Source organism: Acidovorax sp. 100 (genome assembly GCF_003688355.1).
GTDB classification, from domain to species: Bacteria; Pseudomonadota; Gammaproteobacteria; order Burkholderiales; family Burkholderiaceae_C; genus Acidovorax; species Acidovorax delafieldii.
This window is the reverse complement of record NZ_REFD01000001.1, coordinates 706,113-726,564: the sequence shown is the minus strand read 5'-3', so window position 1 is coordinate 726,564 and position 20,452 is coordinate 706,113. Positions and strand designations below refer to the sequence as shown.

Annotated in this window: 18 protein-coding genes; 10 read left to right on the top strand and 8 right to left on the bottom strand. The window is 67.1% G+C overall.

Annotation, left to right across the window (positions count from 1 at the left end; genetic code table 11):
* Positions 1–6: 6 nt before the first annotated feature.
* The 5 genes from C8C96_RS03415 to C8C96_RS03395 are packed head-to-tail and all read left to right on the top strand — an operon-like array spanning position 7 to position 4,996.
* Positions 7–987: an ABC transporter permease gene (locus tag C8C96_RS03415; protein ID WP_116748394.1), complete on the top strand. Its 981-nt coding sequence runs from the start codon at positions 7–9 to the stop codon at positions 985–987.
* Positions 984–2,702: an ABC transporter ATP-binding protein gene (locus tag C8C96_RS03410; protein ID WP_121941427.1), complete on the top strand. Its 1,719-nt coding sequence runs from the start codon at positions 984–986 to the stop codon at positions 2,700–2,702. The genes C8C96_RS03415 and C8C96_RS03410 overlap by 4 nt, the downstream gene beginning before the upstream one ends.
* Positions 2,635–3,738 (top strand): putative FMN-dependent luciferase-like monooxygenase, encoded by a 1,104-nt coding sequence (locus C8C96_RS03405; RefSeq protein ID WP_121941426.1) that lies wholly within the window; start codon positions 2,635–2,637, stop codon positions 3,736–3,738. Before C8C96_RS03410 ends, C8C96_RS03405 begins: the two co-directional genes overlap by 68 nt.
* On the top strand, positions 3,735–4,391 hold the full coding sequence (locus C8C96_RS03400; RefSeq protein WP_121941425.1) for a CMD domain protein: 657 nt from the start codon (positions 3,735–3,737) through the stop codon (positions 4,389–4,391). The genes C8C96_RS03405 and C8C96_RS03400 overlap by 4 nt, the downstream gene beginning before the upstream one ends.
* Complete coding sequence (locus C8C96_RS03395; RefSeq protein ID WP_121941424.1) at positions 4,388–4,996, top strand: alkylhydroperoxidase domain protein; 609 nt, start codon at positions 4,388–4,390, stop codon at positions 4,994–4,996. Before C8C96_RS03400 ends, C8C96_RS03395 begins: the two co-directional genes overlap by 4 nt.
* A gap of 45 nt (positions 4,997–5,041) precedes the next feature.
* Here the strand turns inward: C8C96_RS03395 and C8C96_RS03390 are convergent, their stop codons facing one another.
* A complete protein-coding gene (locus tag C8C96_RS03390; RefSeq protein ID WP_121941423.1) occupies positions 5,042–5,803 on the bottom strand; it encodes an SOS response-associated peptidase in 762 nt (253 codons plus the stop codon).
* 208 nt (positions 5,804–6,011) lie between these two features.
* On the opposite strand from C8C96_RS03390, the gene C8C96_RS03385 reads away from it, so the two are divergent.
* On the top strand, positions 6,012–7,310 hold the full coding sequence (locus tag C8C96_RS03385) for an acyl-CoA dehydrogenase family protein (protein ID WP_121941422.1): 1,299 nt from the start codon (positions 6,012–6,014) through the stop codon (positions 7,308–7,310).
* A 129-nt stretch (positions 7,311–7,439) separates the two neighbouring features.
* Complete coding sequence (locus tag C8C96_RS03380; RefSeq protein ID WP_121941421.1) at positions 7,440–7,994, top strand: DUF3617 domain-containing protein; 555 nt, start codon at positions 7,440–7,442, stop codon at positions 7,992–7,994.
* Here the strand turns inward: C8C96_RS03380 and C8C96_RS03375 are convergent.
* The 3 genes from C8C96_RS03375 to C8C96_RS03365 all read right to left on the bottom strand — a co-directional run bounded on the left by C8C96_RS03375 (position 7,978) and on the right by C8C96_RS03365 (position 11,342).
* Positions 7,978–9,135, bottom strand: a complete 1,158-nt coding sequence (locus C8C96_RS03375) for a diguanylate cyclase (RefSeq protein ID WP_056056740.1) — start codon at positions 9,133–9,135, stop codon at positions 7,978–7,980. The genes C8C96_RS03380 and C8C96_RS03375 overlap by 17 nt on opposite strands.
* 188 nt (positions 9,136–9,323) lie before the next feature.
* The gene (locus tag C8C96_RS03370; RefSeq protein ID WP_121941420.1) at positions 9,324–10,088 is read right to left on the bottom strand and encodes a 16S rRNA (uracil(1498)-N(3))-methyltransferase; all 765 of its coding nucleotides are present in this window, start codon (positions 10,086–10,088) and stop codon (positions 9,324–9,326) included.
* A 99-nt stretch (positions 10,089–10,187) separates the two neighbouring features.
* A complete protein-coding gene (locus tag C8C96_RS03365) occupies positions 10,188–11,342 on the bottom strand; it encodes an aminoglycoside phosphotransferase family protein (RefSeq protein WP_233584142.1) in 1,155 nt (384 codons plus the stop codon).
* A gap of 153 nt (positions 11,343–11,495) precedes the next feature.
* Here C8C96_RS03365 and C8C96_RS03360 point away from each other — a divergent pair, with 153 nt between their 5' ends.
* Genes C8C96_RS03360 through rsmA form a run of 3 tightly spaced genes read left to right on the top strand, consistent with a single transcriptional unit; the run spans position 11,496 to position 16,149 of the window.
* Entirely contained in the window at positions 11,496–13,877 is a 2,382-nt protein-coding gene (locus C8C96_RS03360) for an LPS-assembly protein LptD (RefSeq protein ID WP_056742682.1), read from the top strand.
* A 3-nt stretch (positions 13,878–13,880) separates the two neighbouring features.
* Positions 13,881–15,314 carry a peptidylprolyl isomerase gene (locus tag C8C96_RS03355; RefSeq protein WP_121941419.1) on the top strand — a complete coding sequence of 478 codons (1,434 nt, stop codon included), beginning with the start codon at positions 13,881–13,883 and terminating at the stop codon, positions 15,312–15,314.
* 55 nt (positions 15,315–15,369) lie between these two features.
* On the top strand, positions 15,370–16,149 hold the full coding sequence (gene rsmA / locus C8C96_RS03350; protein WP_121941418.1) for a 16S rRNA (adenine(1518)-N(6)/adenine(1519)-N(6))-dimethyltransferase RsmA: 780 nt from the start codon (positions 15,370–15,372) through the stop codon (positions 16,147–16,149).
* Positions 16,150–16,424: 275 nt separating this feature from the next.
* Here rsmA and C8C96_RS24590 read toward each other — a convergent pair whose 3' ends face one another.
* The 4 genes from C8C96_RS24590 to C8C96_RS03335 form a co-directional block, all read right to left on the bottom strand.
* Complete coding sequence (locus C8C96_RS24590; protein ID WP_015016367.1) at positions 16,425–16,634, bottom strand: hypothetical protein; 210 nt, start codon at positions 16,632–16,634, stop codon at positions 16,425–16,427.
* On the bottom strand, positions 16,613–17,038 hold the full coding sequence (locus tag C8C96_RS03345; protein WP_015016366.1) for a barstar family protein: 426 nt from the start codon (positions 17,036–17,038) through the stop codon (positions 16,613–16,615). The genes C8C96_RS24590 and C8C96_RS03345 overlap by 22 nt, the downstream gene beginning before the upstream one ends.
* A 138-nt stretch (positions 17,039–17,176) precedes the next feature.
* Positions 17,177–17,584 (bottom strand): ribonuclease domain-containing protein, encoded by a 408-nt coding sequence (locus tag C8C96_RS03340; protein WP_056056729.1) that lies wholly within the window; start codon positions 17,582–17,584, stop codon positions 17,177–17,179.
* 154 nt (positions 17,585–17,738) lie between these two features.
* Complete coding sequence (locus tag C8C96_RS03335) at positions 17,739–20,081, bottom strand: NADP-dependent malic enzyme (protein WP_056742688.1); 2,343 nt, start codon at positions 20,079–20,081, stop codon at positions 17,739–17,741.
* Between the last annotated feature and the right edge of the window lie 371 nt (positions 20,082–20,452).

Genomic DNA, 20,452 nt, shown 5'->3' with positions numbered 1-20,452 from the left:
TCCCGCATGACCACCACGTCTTCGACCGCCAGCCTGGGCGCTTTCACGGGTACCGCACAGCCGACTCCACACCGCTTTGAACGTGCCGTGGCGGCGCCTGCTGCTGTCGTGGTGCCCACGGTGCCTATCCCTGCCGCCCCGCCGCCGCGCGCGCACAGTGGCACATGGGGCCGCCGCCTGGTGCAGCGCGCGCGCAGGGCACCCATCAGCCTGTGGCTGGCCTGGGGCGTTCTTGCGCTGGTGGCGCTGTGGGCCGTCGCGCCCGGTGCCTTCACCAGCTACAGCGCCACGGTGGGCGTGGCCGGCCAGCAACTGCAGGCGCCGTCGGCTGCGCACTGGCTGGGCACGGATGCGCTGGGGCGCGACGGCTATGCGCGGCTGGTGTTCGGTGCGGTGCATTCGCTGTCAGGCGCATTCCTGGCGGTGGCAGTGGGGCTGGTGCTGGGCACGCTGCTGGGCGTGCTGGCCGGGTCCATCGGCGGCTGGGTGGAGGACGTGATCATGCGCACCGTCGATGTGCTGCTGTCGGTGCCGTCGCTGCTGCTGTCGCTCTCCATCATCATCATCCTGGGCTTCGGCACGCTGAATGCCGCAGTGGCGGTGGGCGTGGCGTCGGTGGCCAGCTTTGCGCGGCTCACACGGTCCGAGGTGGTGCGCGTGCGCCGTTCCGACTACGTGGAGGCGGCCTTTGGCAGCGGCGGGCGCTTTGGTGCCGTGCTGTGGCGCCATGTGCTGCCCAACTCGCTCACGTCGGTGATCGCCATGGCGGCGCTGCAGTTCGGCTCGGCCATCTTGTCGATATCGACGCTCGGCTTCCTGGGCTACGGCGCGCCGCCGCCCACACCCGAGTGGGGCCTGCTCATCGCCGAAGGGCGCAACTACATCTCGACGGCCTGGTGGCTAACCACCGTGCCCGGGCTGGTCGTGGTGGCCGTGGTGCTGGCGGCCAACCGCATCAGCGCGGCGCTGACGAAGGGGCGCGCATGACCACCATCGCCCAGGCCGTGGCGCCGCCGCCGGTGCTGGAGGTGGAGAACCTCTCCATCACCTACCGCGACAAGGACCATGAACAGCGTGTTGTGCACGGTGTGTCATTCGCCATTGCACCCGGCGAGGTCGTGGCGCTGGTGGGCGAATCGGGCTCAGGCAAGACCACCACCGCGCAAGCCCTCATCGGGCTGCTGGCCGACAACGGCCGGGTGGAGCATGGCGCGATTCGCCTGAACGGTACGGACGTCGCTGGCTGGTCGCCCGACCGCTTCGACAGCGTGCGCGGCCGCGTGGTGAGCCTCATCCCGCAGGACCCGACCAGTTCGCTCAACCCCGTGCGCACGGTGGGCGAGCAGGTGGGCGAGATCTTGAAGATCCACCGCTACGGCGATCGCCAGGCCATCGCGCGGCGCGTGGTTGACCTGCTGGCCAAGGTGGGCCTGTCTCAGCCCGAGCTGCGTGCGCGGCAGTACCCGCACGAGCTGTCGGGCGGCATGAAGCAGCGCGTGCTGATCGCCATTGCCATCGCGCTGCAGCCCGCGCTCATCATTGCCGACGAGCCCACCAGTGCGCTCGACGTGACGGTACAGCGGCGCATCCTCGACCTCATCGACGAACTGCGCAGCGAGTTCGGCACCGCCGTGTTGCTGGTCACGCACGACCTGGGCGTGGCGGCCGACCGGGCCAACCGGCTGGTGGTGCTGCAGGGCGGGCGCATCCAGGAGCAGGGCGACACGGCCAGCGTGCTGCGCAACCCGCACAGCGCCTACACGCGCAAGCTGCTGGCCGATGCGCCTTCGCTTTCGCAGGGGACGTTTCGCCCGGCCCGTGGCGCCGCCGCCAACGATGCGCCCGAGCGGCCCGAGGACTTCGCCATCGTGGTGGACGGCCTGGTGCACGACTTCGACGTGGCCGGGCACAAGGAGCCGTTCCGCGCGGTGGACGGCGTGTCCTTCCGAGTGCGACGTGGCACCACGCATGCCATCGTGGGCGAGTCCGGTTCGGGCAAGACCACCACCATCCGCGACGTGGTGGGCTTTCGCCAGCCCACGGCGGGCCGCATCTTCATCGAGGGCACGGACCTCACAACCCTGCGCGGCGAGGCACTGCGGCAGTTCCGCCGCACGGTGCAGCTGGTCTACCAGAACCCGTTCAGCTCGCTGGACCCGCTCCAGACCATCTTTCAGATCATCGAGGAGCCCCTGCTCAACTTCGAGCCCCTGCCCGCTGCCGAGCGCGCGCGCCGCGTGCACGACATCCTGGCGCGCGTGGGCCTGCCGTCCGCCGTGCTGGAGCGCCGCCCGCGCGCCCTGTCCGGCGGCCAGCGCCAGCGCGTGGCCATTGCACGCGCCCTGGTCCTGCAGCCGCGCGTGCTGGTGCTTGACGAGGCCGTATCGGCCCTGGACGTAACCGTGCAGGCGCAGATCCTGGCGCTGCTGGAGACGCTGCAGCGCGACCTGGGCCTGACCTACCTCTTTATCTCGCACGACCTCGCCGTGGTGCGCCAGATCGCAGACACCGTCTCGGTACTGCAGGCCGGCCGCCAGGTGGACGCGGGCCGCGTGGAAGACGTGTTCCTGCGCCCCGGCAGCGACTACACGCGTGAACTCATTGCAGCCATCCCCGGAAAGAAGAACCATCACCATGACCCTATCGACACCCACACCACTCACCTCCGCCAAGCGCCTGGGGTTTTTCAGCAGGCTGCTTGACGACGTGCCAGCCGGTGAACGCTACCGGCTGGTGACCGAGCAGATCGCCCACGCCGAGGCCTTTGGCTTCGACTCCGCCTGGGTGGCCCAACACCACTTCCACGAACACGAAGGCGGCCTGCCCTCACCGTTTGTCTTTCTGGCCCATGTGGCGGCGCGTACGCGGCGCATCCGCCTGGGCACTGGCATCGTGACCCTGCCCATGGAGAACGCCGTGCGTGTCGCCGAGGACGCGATCGTGCTGGACCTGCTCTCGGGTGGACGGCTGGAGGTGGGCGTGGGCACGGGCGGCACGCCCGAATCGTTCGCCGCCTTCGGCATCACCAGCGACGACCGCGCCAACGTCTATGCCAGGCACCTCGCGCTGGTGCGTGAAGCCTGGGCCGGGCGGCCCTTGGCGGGCGGTGACCGGCTGTACCCCGCCGCCGAACATTTGCTGGCACGCATCTGGCAGGCCACGTTTTCGGTGTCGGGTGGTGTGCGTGCGGGGCAGGCTGGCGACGGGCTGATGCTGTCGCGCACCCAGCCGCGCTCGGTAGAGGCGCCTGCGGCCTCGCTGTCAGACCTGCAGCACCCGATCATTGATGCGTACCTGGCAGCGCTGCCGCCCGGCATCACCCCACGCATCGTGGGCTCGCGCAGCCTGTTCGTTGCCGATGACCGCGAGGAGGCATTGCACCTGGCCGATGTCGGCCTGCGCCGCGCCGCCGCGCGCTTTGCCGCCGCTGTGTTGCCAGGACAAGCGCCGCGCCCTGGGCCACAAGCCCCACTGGCCGAGCTGATTGCCGCCTACGACGTGCACGTGGGCACACCGGACGATGTGATCGCCTCGCTGCAGGCCGACACAGCACTGGCGCGCACCACTGACATCGTGTTCCAGGTGCATTCGGTGGACCCGCCGCACGAGCACATCCTGCGCTCCATCGAATTGACTGCGACCCAGGTGGCTCCGGCATTGGGCTGGGTGCGCAAGCCTGTATCTGTGCCCTCCACCCTGGTCCCATCGCCTGCTGAACGTACTCCAGAACCCGCATGACAAACACCCCTGCTCTCCAAGGCACAGTCCCTGACGTGATCGACCTGCTGGTCGGCATCCAGCCGGGCGATGCTCTTGACACCGTGCGCCGCCATCGCTTGCAGGCGCGCACCCATGCCCACACAAGCTACCTGGCGCTGTTTGCGCCCGCAGCGCCGGTGCCCGGCAGCGTGACGCTGGCAGAGCGGCATGCGGTGGCTGCGTTTGTGGCGGGCCTGCACCAGCAGCCCGAGGCGGCGGGCTTTTATGCCGCCGCCCTGGTGGCCCACGATGCACCGCCCGGGCTGGCCCCGGCCATTGCGGCGGAGATTGCGCAAGGCGCGGCGCGTGGCCCGTATGGCCGCTATCCCGCAGGGCCGTTGAGTGCAGAAGATGCCGAGGGGCCGGTGTACCGCGTGGCGCCCACCGCGCGTGCGGTGCTGGGCGCCCGGCTGTCTGCCGCGCTGGAGCACGCGCACCTGCTGGTGTTTCGCCCGCGCGATGCCAGCCCACCAGCGCTGCAAGAGCTGCTGGACGCGGGCTGGTCGGCCACCGACATCGTGATCCTGTCGCAGCTGGTGGCCTTCCTGTCGTTCCAGATCCGTGTGGTGGTCGGCCTGCGGGCACTGGCGGCACACCCTGCACTGCCCCAAACCACCGAGGTCCAGCCATGAGCGACACCCCACTGACTCACCCCGACAACCACGAGCCGACCGCTTTCACGCAGGCCCAGCTTGAATGGCTGCCCTGGCTGGCGCCGCTGCCCGAGGACGAACTGACCGATCGCCACTATGCGGGCCTGGTGGATGCCGCGCGCGCCAAGTCGCCCTACTTTCGCCTGCTGGCGCGCGACCCGGACACTCTGGGCGCCCGCACGCGCACCGACAAGGACATCTTCTACAACCCCGATGCAGGCCTGCCGCGCGCAGAGCGCGAGCTGTCGGCCACGGCCACGTCGCGTTTCAATGGCTGCATCTATTGCGCGTCGGTGCACGCCCGGTTTGCGTCGCACTTTTCGCACCGGGAGGGCGAAGTGCAGCGCCTGCTCGATGAAGGGGTGTCTGCCGACCTGGGCCCCCGCTGGAACGCCATCGTGGCCGCGTCCGCAGCACTGTCGGCCACACCGTCGGACTTTGGCCCGGAGCATATCGACGGCCTGCGTGCCGTGGGGCTGGATGACTACGCCATTGCCGATGCGCTGCAAGGCGCCGCCTTCTTCAACTGGGCCAACCGGTTGATGCTGTCGCTGGGGGAGCCGCAGCTGCAGGTCGGCGGGTAGGCAGAGAGGCCATCGCATGGCGCGGGTGCGCTACAGGGGCCTGGTTCAGTCCAGAAATCCCTTGGGCACCTTGTCCGCCTTTTTTTCCACCGGGTTGGCCGTGAGCCACTGCGCCGCGTACTGGCGCATGAACTCCTTGGCCTTTTCCGGCCGGGCCGTGAGCCACGCGTCGTACGCGCCTTCGTTCACGATGGCGGGCATGCTTTTTTCGCTGCCGGGCTGGCCGTAGCGGTGCAGCAGCGCGTGGTTGTTGGCGTTCACCGTGAGCAGGCAGTAGCTGATGATCACCTCGCCGTCAGCGCCCTGCCAGCGCGCCCACAGGCCTGCCACGCCCATGGGCTTGCCGTCCACGCGCGCGACGCGGGTGGGCACGGCCTTGCCGCTGCGCAGGTCGTCTTCATAAAACGCAGCCATGGGCACGATGCAGCGCTGGCCGTTCAGCCATGCGTCGCGAAACGCCGTACCGGTGGAGGCGGTGTCGGACTTGGCGTTGACCAGCTTGGGTGCGCGCAGTTTCGCGTCGGACGCCGACTTGACCCAGTGCGGCACCAGGCCCCATTGCGCAGGCACCAGTACCCGGTGGGGGGCGGCGTTGCTGGGGGTGTCTGATGCAGTTGTTGGTGGAGCGGTCTCCTCGGCCGGGCTGGTGGGCCCTTGTGCCAGGGCGGCGGCCGTCGCGGCATGCACGATAAAGAAACCTGGCTTGCGGGGCCACAGGTGGCGTTCACCCAGCGCCGCAGGGGGCTCGACCGCAAACGCCTCGCGGTAGGTGTCGGCGTGTTGCAGGGTTTCGTAGTGGGTACTCATGGGGCCATGGTACCCGTGTGCAGGGGGGCGCTCAGCGAGATTTCAAGCAAAAGAGGCTGGTAGCGCTAGTGCAATATGCCTTGATAGCTATCAATAGCATAGCGCTGTGTTTGCCTCCCTGAGGGCGCTCCGGGCAGGCCGTGATGTGCGTCAAGCCCGTTGTCGCTTGCGTTGTGACGTGTGCTGGCGCTGTTTTCACAATGTCCGCATGGACTTCGCACCTTCCCCCCTGGCTCTGCAACTGCGTGATCGCCTGCTGGCGTTCATCGACCGTTATCTGCTGCCCTACAACGCCGCCTGGCATGCGGCCGTGGCCGCGCGCGACTACCCGCCGCCGTTCCTGGAAGACCTCAAGGCGCTCGCCCGCGAGGAAGGGCTGTGGAACCTGTTCCTGCCCACGCTGCAGGACGACGAGCCCGGCACGCGCCTGTCCAACCTCGACTACGCACCACTGGCCGAGGCCATGGGCCGCCTGCCCTGGGCGGCCGAGGTGTTCAACTGCCAGGCGCCGGACACCGGCAACATCGAGCTGCTGCACCGCTTTGCCACACCCGCGCAGCGCGCCCGCTGGCTGGTGCCGTTGCTGCACGGCCAGATGCGTTCGGCCTTTGCGATGAGCGAGCCCGACGTGGCCTCGTCCGATCCCACAAACCTGCAGACCACGGTGCGACGCGAGGAGGATGGCCTGGTGCTCAGCGGCCGCAAGTGGTTCATCACCGGCGCGGCGCATCCGCACTGCCAACTGCTCATCGTGCTGTGCCGCAATGCGGATGCCGATGGTGCAGACAGCCACCACCGCCACAGCATGGTGCTGGTGCCCGTGGACACGCCGGGTGTGCAGATCGTGCGCAACATCCCCGTGCTGCACCACCATGCGCCCGAGGGGCATTGCGAGATCCTGCTGCAGGGCGTGCGTGTGCCTGCGGACCACCTGCTGGGCGACTGGGGGGCGGGGTTTGCGATGGCGCAGGCGCGCCTGGGCCCTGGCCGTGTGCACCACTGCATGCGCACCATCGGCCAGTGCGAGCTGGCGCTGCGCCTGGCCACCGAGCGCGCGCTGGAGCGCACGGCGTTTGGCAAGCCGCTGGCCGATCAGGCCAACGTGCAGGAGTGGCTGGCCGAGTCGCGCATCGAGATCGACCAGGCGCGCCTGCTGGTGCTGCACGCTGCGTGGCTGCTGGACCAGGGCGAATCAGCCGATGCGGCGGACGCGCGCGCCGTGCGTGCCCAGGTCGCTGCCATCAAGGTGGTGGCTGCGCGCCTGCAGCAGCGCGTGGTGGACCGCGCCATGCAGATCTTTGGCGCCATGGGCCTGTCGCCCGACACGCCGCTGGCCGCCTTCTGGACCTGGGGCCGCGCGCTGCGGCTGATGGATGGGCCCGACGAGGTGCACCTGCGCACCGTGGCGCGCCACGAGCTGGCGCAGGCGCGTGCGGGCCTGGGGGCGTCGGCGGCCTACTTCACCACCCCCGAGCAGCTGCGCGCGCCGCCGCACCTGAGTGCTTGAGCGGTCCGGCGTCTTTCTGAGAGTGCGTGCCGTCGATCGTGGCCCCTGAAGTGCTCCGTCTCCACTTGGCAGCCAGGGCGTGCTTGCCGATACTGTGGTCCCAGCCGCTGGCACTGAGGCCCCCACACCATGCACACCACCATCCCCCGCGCTTTCGTGTTTGCCGTTTCCTTCGCTGCGCTCTGCACTGCCCACGCCCAGCCCCAGAAGCTGCGGCCCGGCCTGTGGGAGAACAGCGTGACCATGAAAAGCCAGAGCGGCCAGCTGGAGGCCGCAATGGCGCAGATGCAGAAGTCCATGGCCAGCCTGACGCCCGCGCAGCGCAAGCAGATGGAGCAAGCCATGGCCCAGCAGGGCGTGAGCATGGGCCCCAGCGGCAACACCGTGAAGGTCTGCATCAGCCCCGAGCAGGCCGACCTGGACCGCATTCCGGCGCAGGAGGGCTGCACGCAGAACGTGCAACGCATGGGCCCCAACGCGGTGGCGATGACGTTCAGCTGCAAGGGCGCCCAGGGGCAGCCGCCCACCACGGGCGAAGGAACGATGACCTTCCAGGGCCCCACGGCCTACACGGGCAATTTCAAGGTCAAGACCACGTCGAACGGCAAGCCCGAGCAGATCGACATGGTGCAAAACGGCAAGTGGCTCGCCGCTGACTGCGGCACGATCAAGCCCGTGCGTTAGACCCCGCCGCCACGGTACGGTGGGCGGCAGGCGCCACGACCACACGGTTGCGGCCCAGGGCCTTGGCGTGGTACAGCGCCTGGTCGGCGCGTTCCAGCGTGTGCTCCACGGTGTCTCCGGGCAGGTGCTGCGCCAGGCCGATGGACACCGTGAGGTGCAGTGAGCCTGCGCTGTGGGCAATCTCCAGCGCCTGCACGGCCTGGCGGATGCGTTCGAGCAACTCGCGCGCATGGTCTGCCGAGGTGTCGGTGAGCATCAGCACAAACTCCTCGCCACCCCAGCGGGCCAGCACGTCGGTGTCGCGCACGCTGGCGCGCACCGTGCCCGCAAAGGCCTGCAGCGCGCGGTCGCCGGTGGCGTGGCCGTGCTGGTCGTTGATGGGCTTGAAGTGGTCGATGTCCAGCTGCGCCAGCAGCATCGGGCGGCCACTGCGCAGGCTGCGGCGGTGCTCCAGCGCCATCAGGTCGAGCATGGCGCGGCGGTTGATGAGGCCTGTCAGCTCGTCGCGGGTGGCCAGTTCGCGGTTGACTTCGAGCGCCTGGGCCAGCGCCTCGCGCTGCTGCTGCAGCTTGGCGCGGATGCGCTGGATGCGCAGGTTCAGCGCAATGCAGCCGCTGAGCACGATGAGCACCATCAGTGCGTAGGCGGTGTCGAGGTAGCCCGAGGCGTTGGCGTTGAAGCGCGAACTGACGCCGATGGCGCTGGCAAAGGCCAGCAGCGCATACACGCCAATGCCAATCACCTCGGCCACCGTGAGGCCGAAGGTGCCAAAGAACAGGATCATTGCCAGCACGCTGGGCACCAGCCCGCGCGCATCGCCTGCCAGCACATAGGCCACGGCGCCGCTGGTGATGGTCCAGACCATTTGCGGGATGGTGAGCGAGGGGTCGCGCAGGCGGGCGGTTTCGCCGGAGCGGATGAAGGCCGTCATGACCACCAGGCCGCCCACCGACAGGGCGGCCCACCATTGCACGGCGGTCTGGTCCACGGTGGTGCTGGAATGCGCCACCAGCAGCATCACGCCGGCGCTGCCTGCCATCAGCGTGAGCGCCAGCAAGGCCATGCCCACCAGCGTGCGCCGCCGTGGGTCGGTGGAGAGGATCACATCCTTGAGGCGCTGCCAGCGGGCGGGTGGGCGCAAGGTGGGGGCTCCGGCCAGGAGAGAGGGCCGCGCGGCGCGCGGGCGGGGTGGCCCGAAACCCGTGTGATCCTGGGGTTACCGGCCGGTCGGAGATTTTACGGTGAGGTAGTGCCGTGCGTACAGCCCCCCAGGGCTTGTCCGGGCGTGGGGCCCGCGTGGCGAGCCCGACCTGCGCGCGGGGTGTCGCGCTACAGCGTGAGCGCGGCCAAGGCGGCCAGCGGGGCCGTCTCGGCACGCAGCACACGCGGGCCCAGCGTGACTGGGGCGAAGCCGTGTTGTAGCGCCAGGTCTTCTTCCGCAGCGCTCAGCCCGCCCTCGGGACCCGAGAGGAACAGCACGGGGCGCTGGCCATCCGCGCTGCCCGTGGCCTCGCGCAGCGGCACGGTACCGGCCCGCAGCGACAGCAGCAGGCGCTGGGGAGTGTCCCGTGTCTCGGGAGATGTCAGGCCCTGCCCTGGTGAACGCAGCCAGCCCGCCAGGTCGATGGCGGCGTGCACCACCGGTACGCGGTTGCGGCCGCACTGCTCGCAGGCGGCCACGGCCACGGCCTGCCAGTGGGCGATCTTCTTGTCGGCGCGCTCGCCCTTGAGCTTGAGCACGCTGCGCTCGGCCACCAGCGGGGTGATGCTGGCCACGCCCAGTTCGGTGGCTTTCTCGACCAGCCAGTCCATCCGCTCGTTGGCGGTGATACCCGCCAGCAGGTGCACGGCGCGGGGCGCCTCGCGCTCGATGGCGTGGTGCGCCCCCACCAGCACGCGCACATCGCTGCGGCCCATCTTGACCACGGTGGCATCGAACTCGCCGCCCGGGTCGGCCGAGCTCTGGCCGCCGTGGAACAGCGTGATGCCGTCACCAGGCTGCAGGCGCAGCACCTGCACATGGCGTGCAGCGCCCGGGGGCAGGTCCAGCTCGGCGCCGGTGGCCAGGGGGGCCGGGCAATGGAAACGGGGCATTTGCTATCTTTGTAATAGCTGCTAGCGCATGATTTGTCTGCGCTTGAGCCGGTTTTTGCTTGATTTCTTGGGGCGTGCCGTGGATGCAGAGGGCTGTGGCTACATGCGGCCGTACGCAAACCCCACCACGGGCTCGGTGCCTTCGATCTGGTCCAGCATCTTGAGCAGCGGCCCCAGCTGGCGGTAGCGGTTGGCGGTGGCGCGGATGTAGGCGATGAAGCGGGGCGCATCGGCCAGGTACTTGGGCTTGCCGTCGCGCAGCGTCAGGCGCGCAAAAATGCCCGCGACCTTGAGGTGCCGCTGCAGGCCCATCCACTCCACCGCGCGGTAGAACTCGCCAAAGTCATCGCCCCAGCCGCTGGCGCTGGTGGCGCCCAGCAGTCCGGCCTTGCGCGCCTTTTCCCAGTAACGCACGGTAATGTCGATGACGAATTCTTCTTCCCAGCTGATGAACGCATCGCGCAGCAGGCTGGCAATGTCGTAAGTGATGGGGCCGTAGACCGCGTCCTGGAAATCCAGCACGCCCAAGGGGGCTCCCTGTTCGGCAGGTGCCATCAGGTTGCGGGTCATGAAGTCGCGGTGCAAATACACCTGCGGGGCGGCCAGGTTGTGCGCCACGATGGCGTCAAAGGCGCTGCTCAAGGTGGCCTGTTGCTTGTCATCCAGCGTGACGCTGCGGTGCTGGGCGAGGTACCAGTCGGGGAACAGCGCCAGCTCGCGGCGCAGCAACGGCTCGTCGTAGGCGGGCAGCACACCGGGGGTGGACGCCTTTTGCCACTGCAGCAGCACATCGGTGGCCTGCTGGTACCAGGCGTAGGCGTCCTGGGGGTTTTCGGGGTTCAGCCGCTCGATCACCGTCTGGTGGCCCAGGTCGGACAGCAGCATGAAGCCGGTGGGCGCATCAAACGCCAGGATCTGCGGCACGTTCAGCCCCGCTGCGGCCATCAGGCCCTGCACCTGCACAAACGGCTGGCAGTTTTCCTTGTCGGGCGGCGCGTCCATGACGATGCGGCTGGCGCCCGTGGCTGTGTCGATGCGCAGGTAGCGGCGGAAGCTGGCATCGGCCGAGGCGGGGCGCAGCGTGGCAGGCAGCAGCTGGTGGGGGCCCACGAGAGGCGCCAACCAGGCTTCGAAGGCCGCGCGGCGGGCTGCATCAGGCCAGCTGACAGGGGTGGAGGCGGCGGGCGCAGCAGGTGCGGCCACGGTGGCGCCCAGGGGCTGGCCGGCGGGCGATGGGGGGATGGGGTGGCTCATGGATAATCCGATTTTACAAACCGGTCGTGGCTGGCGCCGTGCGCGCTGGCCAGGACCGGTCCCTTTGTCCGCTACCGCCCCTCAACACCCCACGTGCCACGCTGCCAGCCCCTCACCGTGCAGAACCTCACCTCCCTTCGCGCCCGGCCCGCCATGGCGAAGTCTGCACGGCTGCGGCCCCCCGTGCCCCGCGTGCTGGCCCTGGGCGTTGCGCTGGCCTGGTGTGGCCTGCCGCTGGCGGCTCTGGCCCAGGACGGAGCCGCGCCCAGCGCCTGGGATGCGCCGCCGGTGCTGCGCACGTCACCCCTGCTGCAGGAAAAGATTCCCGACGCCGTGCGTTCGCAATTGCCCGTCTTTGTGAAGGGCGACCACATCAGCGGCCAGACCGACCTGAACGCACTGATTGAAGGCAACGCCGAGCTGCGCCGGGGCGACACGGTCATCCGCGCCGACCGGCTCGACTACAACGTGCCCGAGGACCTGGCCAAGGCCAACGGCAAGGTGCGCATCAATCGCGCAGGCAACGTCTACGAAGGCACGGCGCTGGAGCTGCGGGTGGAGGCCTTCGAGGGCTTCTTCAGCGACGCGCGCTACCGCTTCCTGGCCACGCAGGCGCATGGAGATGCGACGCGGGTGGACTTTGTGGACCGCTACCGCGCCGTGGTGCACAACGGCACCTACACCACCTGCGAGCGTGGCAACGAGGAAAGCTGGCAGCCCGACTGGGTGCTGCGCGCCGCCACCATCCGCATTGACAACGAGGAAGAGGTGGGTACGGCCGAAGATGCGGTGCTGGAGTTCAAGGGCATCTCGGTGCTGCCCATTCCGTACATCAGCTTCCCGCTGTCGGAAAAGCGCAAGTCCGGCCTGCTGCCGCCCACTGTCGGGCTCGACAGTCGGGATGGCGTGACCTACATGCAGCCGTATTACTGGAACATCGCGCCCAACCGCGATGCCACCTTGCGCGCCGCGCTCATGACCAAACGAGGCGCCAACGTGGGCGGCGAGTTCCGCTACCTGGAGCCAACCTACAAAGGCCAGATCAGTGCCGACGTGATGCCCACCGACCGTCTACGGGACCGTGTGCGCTGGAGCTTTAGCGGCAAACACGAAGGCGCGTTCGACACCGGCATCGGCGGGCTGGGGCTGAACCTCAACCTCAACCGCGTGAGTGATGACAACTACTGGCGCGACTTCAGCCGTGCTACGGATCAACTGCGCCAGCGCCTGCTCCCCAACGATGCGATCCTGTCCTGGGGCCGCAACGACATGTCGGCCACGGTGCGCACGCTCAAGTGGCAGACGCTGCAAGACGTGAGCTCGCCCATCGTGCCTCCGTATGACCGCATGCCGCAGGTGCAATGGCGCTACAACCCCTCGCAGCTGGGCGGTGGATTCGATGCCAGCGTGGAGCTGGACACCACGCGCTTTGAAGCGGCCCGTGCGCTCACGGGCCAGCCCAATGCCGATCGCAGTTACGCCATGGCGCAGATCAGTCGCCCCTTCCTGTCGCCGGGTGGTTTCATCACCCCGCGCCTGCAGCTGCACGCCACGCAGTACCAGTTTGACTCGGCCCTGTCCAACGGCCAGCGCTCGGCCAGCCGCACGCTGCCTACCTTCAGCCTGGACAGCGGCCTGGTGTTCGAGCGTGACACCGCCTACTTTGGTCGCGCCTTCCTGCAGACACTGGAGCCCCGGGCGTTCTACACCTACACGCCCTACCGCGACCAGAGCATGCTGCCGGTGTATGACACAGCGGCCAATGACTTCAACTTCGCCACCATCTACACAGAGAACGCGTTTGGCGGCAACGACCGGCTGGCCGACAACAACCTGCTGACCCTGGGCGTGACCACACGCCTGCTGGACCCCGACACTGGTGCCCAGGCAGCGCGCTTCGGCATTGCCCAGCGGGTGCGTTTCTCGGACCAGAAGGTCACCCTGCCAGGGGGCACGCCGGTCAGCGAGCGCCTGTCGGACCTGCTGCTGGGCGCGGGCATCAACTGGACACCGCAGTGGGGCTTTGACTCCACCGTGCAGTACAACCCCAAGACCGGGCAGTCCATCCGTTCGACCATCGGTGCGCGCTACAGCCCCAGCAACTACCGCACGGTGAGCGCGGCCTACCGCCTGCAACGTGGCACCAGCGAGCAGATCGACATCGGCTGGCAGTGGCCGCTGAACGACCTGTGGGGCGACAAGGGCAAGGACCTGGGCCCCGGCCGCGGCCAGGGCGGCGGGCGCTGGTACAGCGTGGGCCGCCTGAACTACAGCATGAAGGACCGCAAACTCGTGGACACCGTGGTGGGCTTCGAGTACGACAGCTGCTGCTGGATCGGCCGCGTGGTGCTGGAGCGTCTGCAAAGCAGCGTGACCAGCTCCAACACGCGCCTGCTGTTCCAGATCGAATTCGTGGGCTTCTCCCGCCTGAGCCTGGGCTCCAGCCCGCTCGACTCCTTCAAGCAAAATGTGCCGCGTTACCAGAACCTGCGCGAGCAGGTCTCCACGCCCAGCCGCTTCAGCAACTACGACTAGACCATGAACCACCGTGTATTCGCACTGGCCTTGACGGCCGCGTTGGCATCCCTCGTGGCGCAAGGCGCTGCGGCCCAGGGCCTGCGCCCCTCGGGGACCTCGTCCTCGGGCAAGACAGGGTTGTCTTCCTCGCCGTCTTCGCTGAATGCGCGCCCTGCTGCCGTGCCCTCCATCACGCTGCCCGCGCCCTCCACCAGCACGGCCCCGCGCTCGGCCGATTTCATTGTGGCGGTGGTCAACTCCGAGCCCGTGACCAACTACGAGGTGCGCTCGCGCCTGGCACGTGCCGAGGCGCAGATCGCCAAGCAGGGCGGTGCCATGCCACCGCGCGATGCGCTGGCGCGCGAAGTCCTCGAACGCATCATCCTGGAGAAGGTGCAGCTGCAGCAGGCCCGCGAATCGGGCATCAAGGTCGATGACTACGCCGTGTCGCAGGCCGAGCAGGGCGTGGCCCGCCAGAACGACATGACGGTGGACGAGCTGTATGCGCGCCTGGCCCGCGATGGAATGAGCAAGGACCGTTTTCGCGAAGAGCTGCGCAACCAGCTGCTGCAGCAGCGCCTGCGCGAGCGCGAAGTCGAAGCGCGGGTGAAGGTGAGCGATCTGGACGTGGACCAGTTCCTGCGTGAAGAGCAAAAGGGCACGGATGTCGCCGCCATGGAGATCAACCTCGGCCATGTGCTGGTGCTGGTGCCTGAAAACGCCACCCCCACGCAGGTGGCCGAGCGGCAGGCACGGGCACAGCGAGCGGCCGACAAGGTGCGCGCGGGCGAAGACTTTGCAGCGGTGGCCCGCGAGTTCTCCGATGCGCCCGAAGGCCAGCGCGCTGGTGGATTGCTGGGCTTGCGGCCTGCGGATCGTTATCCGGAGCTGTTTGTGAACTCCACCCTCGGCCTGCCGGTGGGCTCCATCGTGGGCCCGGTGCGCTCGCCAGCGGGTTTTCACGTGCTCAAGGTGGTGGAACGTGTGACGGCGGGTATGCCGACCACCGTAGTGCAAAACCATGCGCGCCACATCTTGCTGCGCACGGGCCCCCAGTTGTCCGAAGCCGCCGCCGCCGCGCGCCTGGCCGACTACCGCCGCCGCGTGCTGGCGGGGCAGGCCGACTTTGCAGCCCTGGCGCGCGAGCATTCGCAGGACGGCAGTTCCAAGGAGGGCGGTGACCTCGGCTGGGCCAACCCAGGCCGGTATGTCCCCGAGTTCGAGCAAGCGCTGGACGCCCTCAAGCCCGGTGACGTCAGCGAACCCCTGGTTTCGCGTTTTGGCGTGCACCTGATCCAGCTGCTCGAACGCCGCGAGGCCAAGCTCACCCAGCGCGAGCAGCGCGAAATGGCCCGCAGCACGGTGCGCGAGAAGAAGCTCGACGAGGCCTATGCTACCTGGGCGCAGGAGTTGCGCGGGCGCGCGTATGTCGAGTACCGCGAGCCACCCCAGTGAGTGCAGCGCACACGAGCTCCAAGCACTCTCAGACACGACAACAGGTAAGGCCGCGTTGAAACACATTCCCCGCAAGCGCTTCGGACAGCATTTCCTGTCCGACCAGGGCATCATCGACGGCATCGTGCAGGCCATTGCGCCGCTGCCCGGCCAACCCATGGTCGAGATCGGGCCCGGTCTGGCCGCGCTGACGCAGCCCTTGGTGGAACGCCTGGGGCGCCTCACGGTCATCGAACTGGACCGCGACCTGGCGCTGCGCCTGCGCCTGCATGGCCAGCTCGACGTGATTGAGTCGGACGTGCTCAAAGTGGACTTCACCGCATTGGCGCAGACCCTGCGTGACAAGGCAGGACAGCCCGGTTTGCGGTTGCGCGTGGTGGGCAACCTGCCCTACAACATCTCCACACCCATCCTGTTCCATCTGCTGGACCATGTGCAGGTCATCGAAGACCAGCACTTCATGCTGCAAAAGGAAGTGATCGACCGCATGGTGGCCAGCCCCGCCACGGGCGACTACGGGCGCCTGTCGGTGATGCTGCAATGGCGCTACGCCATGGAAAACGTGCTGTTCGTGCCGCCCGAGAGCTTTGACCCGCCTCCGCGCGTGGACAGCGCCGTGGTGCGCATGGTGCCGCATGCAGAGCCTGCGGCCTTGTCTGTGCCGCTGCTGGAAGAGCTGGTGCAGGTCGCCTTCAGCCAGCGCCGCAAGCTGCTGCGCCACACGCTGGGCCGCTGGCTCGAAGCCCGCCAGTTTGCTGGTGAATTCGACACCCAGCGCCGCGCCGAGGAAGTGCCCGTGGCCGAATACGTGGCCCTGGCGCAGAAATGCTCTTGAATTGATAGCTGGCGGCGCTTGCTGAATAGGCGCTGGCGGTCTATGGGGGCAAAAAATGGGGTGCAGTGCACCCGTATCATCCGCATCAATGGCAGGAAAAGAGGCCTGCCTAGGGTGTGGCAGGGCGCTTGATTCAACTCTGCCCTCGACGATGGGCGAGATACCATGCCAGAGACACCGCGCAAGGGCCGCCCCGCCGCGCTGGTGTCGTCCCCCTGCCCGGCGAAGCCGAGAGAAGGGGGAAGCGGCGTAGCCGCTCAGGGGGATGTACCGAGTTATGCGGCGCTGAGCCAATACCCGGCATTGAAAGGGCTGCTCATGCGCAGCGCCATGGGCGACACGTCCACAAGCTTGTCGGTGGGCATCTTTTCAGCGGGTTCACCGTTGATCTCGATGCCTTCCACGGCCTGGGTGTCGCTAGCCTCGTTCGCCCGTTCTGCTTGGCTGGTGGATGCAGAACGGGCTACAGAAAAGAATAGAAACACCGGAAGGGGATCTTGCGATCACCCCAGTAGTCGGCAGCATCACGGAAGATGTCGAGCAACTGCTCGCGCGCTTCCTTGTCGAACTTGCCCGTGGCAGGAATCTGCTCCAGCACCACGATGAAACCAGGCTGCGGGCCTGATTTGTGCAAGGGGTCTGTCATGCAGTCGTACAACGCATCGAAGTTCTTGCCGAAGTGCGACGGGAACGTGAATTGGGCGGCAATCAGATCCAGCACATCCTGCTTGGACTGCGCGTGGGCCAGATTGGCGTACAAGAAATGGTGACCCATGGAGGTGGCTGCATCTTGCAGGTCCTGCACGCGGAAGGCGCGAATGGACTGCACGATGTTGGTGCGCACGCCACGCAGTGGCGTTTCCAGGTCTTTACGAAGTGGCGTCTGCATCTCCGCTACTCTTTCTTTATAAAGTCCACAAACTTCTGGCATCTCACAGGCTGCAGGATGCGGCCTGTGAATGGGGAATTCAATGGGGCGCGGCGTACGCTTTCAGGGATGGGCTGGCTGGCGTACGACGCATTGGGGTTACTCGACGATCTCGCGAAAACTGGCGTAGTGGTCGCTGGTGTAGTAGCAGGCATCCGGCATCCGGGGCTTGCCGCCACACACGATGCGCCGGGCTCCCCGGTCGCGCGATCCTGGTGTTCTGACGGTGTATTCACGGTAGTAGCCTCGCTTTTGGGCGGGCAACAGCCGCTCGCGATTGCCAAAAACCGATCCGTCCTTGTCGTACGGAAAGGGCCCGCCCTCACGAATCAGCGCATACGTTGTCCGCCCTTGGGGCGGCAACTCGGCCAGTGCGATGGGGGTGATGGACCCGTCGGTGGACGGGGATTTCCGGGCATGTCCCGCGACCGGAGACAGCACGAAAGCAACACCCAAAACACACAATAACCCTGCCTTGCGCGCCCGGGTGGCTACAGCCTTCAGCATCAACGAACCTTTCAGAAACTACGGGTTAACCCGAAATTTCGACCCGCTAGTGTCGCTCAACGGTCCCCAAAAAGCAAGCGTCTGCACAAAGATTGGGCAGACGCTGAAGGGCTTTGCAGGGGTTTTAAGTTAGCGCTTGCTATTCTTTTAAGGCTTACCGCAGGGCGTTGGCATCGGCCACGGTGAGGGCTGTCATGTTCACAATACGACGCACGGTGGCACTGGGTGTCAGGATATGAACCGGCTTGGCAGCGCCCAGCAGCACGGGGCCGATGGCAATGCCGCCACCTGCTGCGGTCTTGAGCAGGTTGTAGGCAATGTTGGCGGCGTCGATGTTGGGGAACACCAGCAAGTTGGCGTCGCCGGTCAGCTCGCTGCTGGGCATGAGCGCCGAGCGGGCCTTGCCGTCCAGCGCCACGTCGCCATGCATTTCGCCGTCCACTTCCAGCCAGGGGGCCTGCTGGCGCAGCAGTTCCAGCGTCCGGCGCATCTTCACGGCGCTGGGGCTGTTGCTGGTGCCGAAGTTGGAGTGCGACAGCAGCGCCGCCTTGGGCTTGATGCCAAAGCGCATCATTTCCTCGGCGGCCAAGGCGGTGATCTCGGCCAGCTCCTGCGGCGTGGGGTCGTAGTTGACGTGCGTGTCCACCAGGAACACCTGGCGGCCCGGCAGCATCAGGCCGTTCATGCAGGCGTACACCGGCACATCCTGCTCGGTGCTGTCGGCGCCGCCTGCATGCTTGCCGATGACCTGGTCGATGTACATCAGGTGGTTGGCGGTGGTGCCCCAAGTACCGCAGATCAGGCCGTCCACTTCGCCCTTGTGCAGCATCATCGAACCGATGAGCGTGAGGCGGCGGCGCATCTCGATCTTGGCAACCTGCTGGGTGATGCCCTTGCGCTCGGTCATGCGGTGGTAGGTCTGCCAGAAGTCGCGGTAGCGGTGGTCGAAGTCGGTGTTGACCACGTCGTAGTCCACGCCCTCCTTCAGGCGCAGGCCAAACTTTTCGATGCGCTGGGCGATGATGGCGGGGCGGCCGATCAGCGTGGGGCGCGCCACCTTTTCGTCCACCACGATCTGCGCAGCACGCAGCACGCGTTCTTCTTCGCCCTCGGCATAGGCCACCCGCTTCTTGGCGGCATTGCGGGCCGCGTCGAAGATGGGCTTCATCGTCGTGCCCGAGGCATACACAAAGGTCTGCAGCCGATCGCGGTACGCGTCCATATCGGCGATGGGGCGCTGTGCCACGCCGCTGTCCATGGCGGCCTGGGCCACGGCGGGCGCGATCTTCATCATCAGGCGCGGGTCGAACGGCTTGGGGATCAGGTATTCGGGCCCGAAGGTCAGCTTCTCGCCCACGTAGGCGGCGGCCACCACCTCGCTTTGTTCGGCCTGTGCCAGCTCGGCAATCGCGTGCACCGCGGCAATCTCCATCTCATCGGTGATGGTGGTGGCACCGCAGTCCAGTGCTCCACGGAAGATGTATGGGAAGCACAGGACGTTGTTCACCTGGTTCGGATAGTCCGAGCGGCCCGTGGCCATGATGATGTCGTTGCGCACGCTGTGCGCCAGCTCGGGCGTGATCTCGGGATTGGGGTTGGCCAGCGCGAAGATCACCGGGCGTTCGGCCATGGTGGCCACCATCTCGGGCTTGAGCACGTTGCCGGCCGACAGGCCCAGGAACACGTCCGCCCCCACCATCACCTCGGCCAGCTTGCGCGCGTCGGTCTTCTGCATGAACTGGCGCTTGTCGTCGTCCATCAGCTCTTCGCGGCCTTCATACACCACACCAGCCAGGTCGGTGACGAACACGTTCTTGCGCTGCACGCCCACCTTGAGCAGCAGGTTCAGGCAGGCCAGGGCCGCCGCACCCGCGCCGCTGGTGACCAGCTTCACGTCTTCGATCTTCTTGTTGGCGACCTTGAGCGCATTCACGACGGCCGCCGCCACCGTGATCGCCGTACCGTGCTGGTCGTCGTGGAAGACCGGGATCTTCATGCGCTTGCGCAGCTCGCGCTCCACATAGAAGCAGTCGGGAGCCTTGATGTCTTCGAGGTTCACGGCGCCAAAGGTCGGCTCCAGTGCCGCAATCACCTCTACCAGCTTGGCGGGGTCCTTCTCGTCGATCTCGATGTCGAACACGTCCACGCCCGCGAACTTCTTGAACAGGACGGCCTTGCCTTCCATCACCGGCTTGGAGGCCAGCGCACCAATGTCGCCCAGGCCCAGCACGGCCGTGCCGTTGCTGATCACGGCGACCAGGTTGCCGCGCGAGGTGTAGCGGAAGGCGTTGGCCGGGTCCTTGACGATCTCTTCGCAGGGCGCGGCCACGCCGGGCGAGTAGGCCAGCGCGAGATCGTGCTGGTTGATCATCTGCTTGGTCGCGGCAATCGCCAGCTTGCCGGGCTTGGGAAACTCGTGGTACTCGAGAGCGGCACGGCGCAACTGGGCACGCTTGTCGGAATCGTTGTTGTTCTGGGCCGTGGTGTTCTCAGGCATTCAGTGTCTCCAACTCAGGGGTGAGGGGCCAAAACCGTACTCCAGCGGGTCTGCAGCAGGCTGTCAGCTTTGTAAGGGTCTGCGATTGTAGGGGGATGTGCGTAAAAACCCTAGTAAGCGAATCTGCTTACAGAGGGGCTGTTTGCCCATTGATTGTGTCGTGCGGGCAGGGTTTTGAGACCTCCGTATCCATGCACAAAAGCTATGAAGTGTTTTGCTTTTTGATGGGTAAGACCTCGGCATCCGAAAACGGGTCGCTTCATGGGCTCTTCTTGCGCCAAAAGACGGCATGCCACGCCAGCCATGCGCATTTGCATGGCTCGCCTTCAAACACCCTGGCAGGGCATAGAACGAAAAAAAGGCCCCACTTG

Bases quoted from the DNA above. Each gene is read 5' to 3' on its own strand.
- C8C96_RS03415 (WP_116748394.1), top strand. From the start codon at position 7: ATGACCACCACGTCTTCGACCGCCAGCCTGGGCGCTTTCACGGGTACC.
- C8C96_RS03410 (WP_121941427.1), top strand. From the start codon at position 984: ATGACCACCATCGCCCAGGCCGTGGCGCCGCCGCCGGTGCTGGAGGTG.
- C8C96_RS03405 (WP_121941426.1), top strand. From the start codon at position 2,635: ATGACCCTATCGACACCCACACCACTCACCTCCGCCAAGCGCCTGGGG.
- C8C96_RS03400 (WP_121941425.1), top strand. From the start codon at position 3,735: ATGACAAACACCCCTGCTCTCCAAGGCACAGTCCCTGACGTGATCGAC.
- C8C96_RS03395 (WP_121941424.1), top strand. From the start codon at position 4,388: ATGAGCGACACCCCACTGACTCACCCCGACAACCACGAGCCGACCGCT.
- C8C96_RS03390 (WP_121941423.1), bottom strand. From the start codon at position 5,803: ATGAGTACCCACTACGAAACCCTGCAACACGCCGACACCTACCGCGAG.
- C8C96_RS03385 (WP_121941422.1), top strand. From the start codon at position 6,012: ATGGACTTCGCACCTTCCCCCCTGGCTCTGCAACTGCGTGATCGCCTG.
- C8C96_RS03380 (WP_121941421.1), top strand. From the start codon at position 7,440: ATGCACACCACCATCCCCCGCGCTTTCGTGTTTGCCGTTTCCTTCGCT.
- C8C96_RS03370 (WP_121941420.1), bottom strand. From the start codon at position 10,088: ATGCCCCGTTTCCATTGCCCGGCCCCCCTGGCCACCGGCGCCGAGCTG.
- C8C96_RS03365 (WP_233584142.1), bottom strand. From the start codon at position 11,342: ATGAGCCACCCCATCCCCCCATCGCCCGCCGGCCAGCCCCTGGGCGCC.
- C8C96_RS03360 (WP_056742682.1), top strand. From the start codon at position 11,496: ATGGCGAAGTCTGCACGGCTGCGGCCCCCCGTGCCCCGCGTGCTGGCC.
- C8C96_RS03355 (WP_121941419.1), top strand. From the start codon at position 13,881: ATGAACCACCGTGTATTCGCACTGGCCTTGACGGCCGCGTTGGCATCC.
- C8C96_RS03345 (WP_015016366.1), bottom strand. From the start codon at position 17,038: ATGCAGACGCCACTTCGTAAAGACCTGGAAACGCCACTGCGTGGCGTG.
- C8C96_RS03340 (WP_056056729.1), bottom strand. From the start codon at position 17,584: ATGCTGAAGGCTGTAGCCACCCGGGCGCGCAAGGCAGGGTTATTGTGT.
- C8C96_RS03335 (WP_056742688.1), bottom strand. From the start codon at position 20,081: ATGCCTGAGAACACCACGGCCCAGAACAACAACGATTCCGACAAGCGT.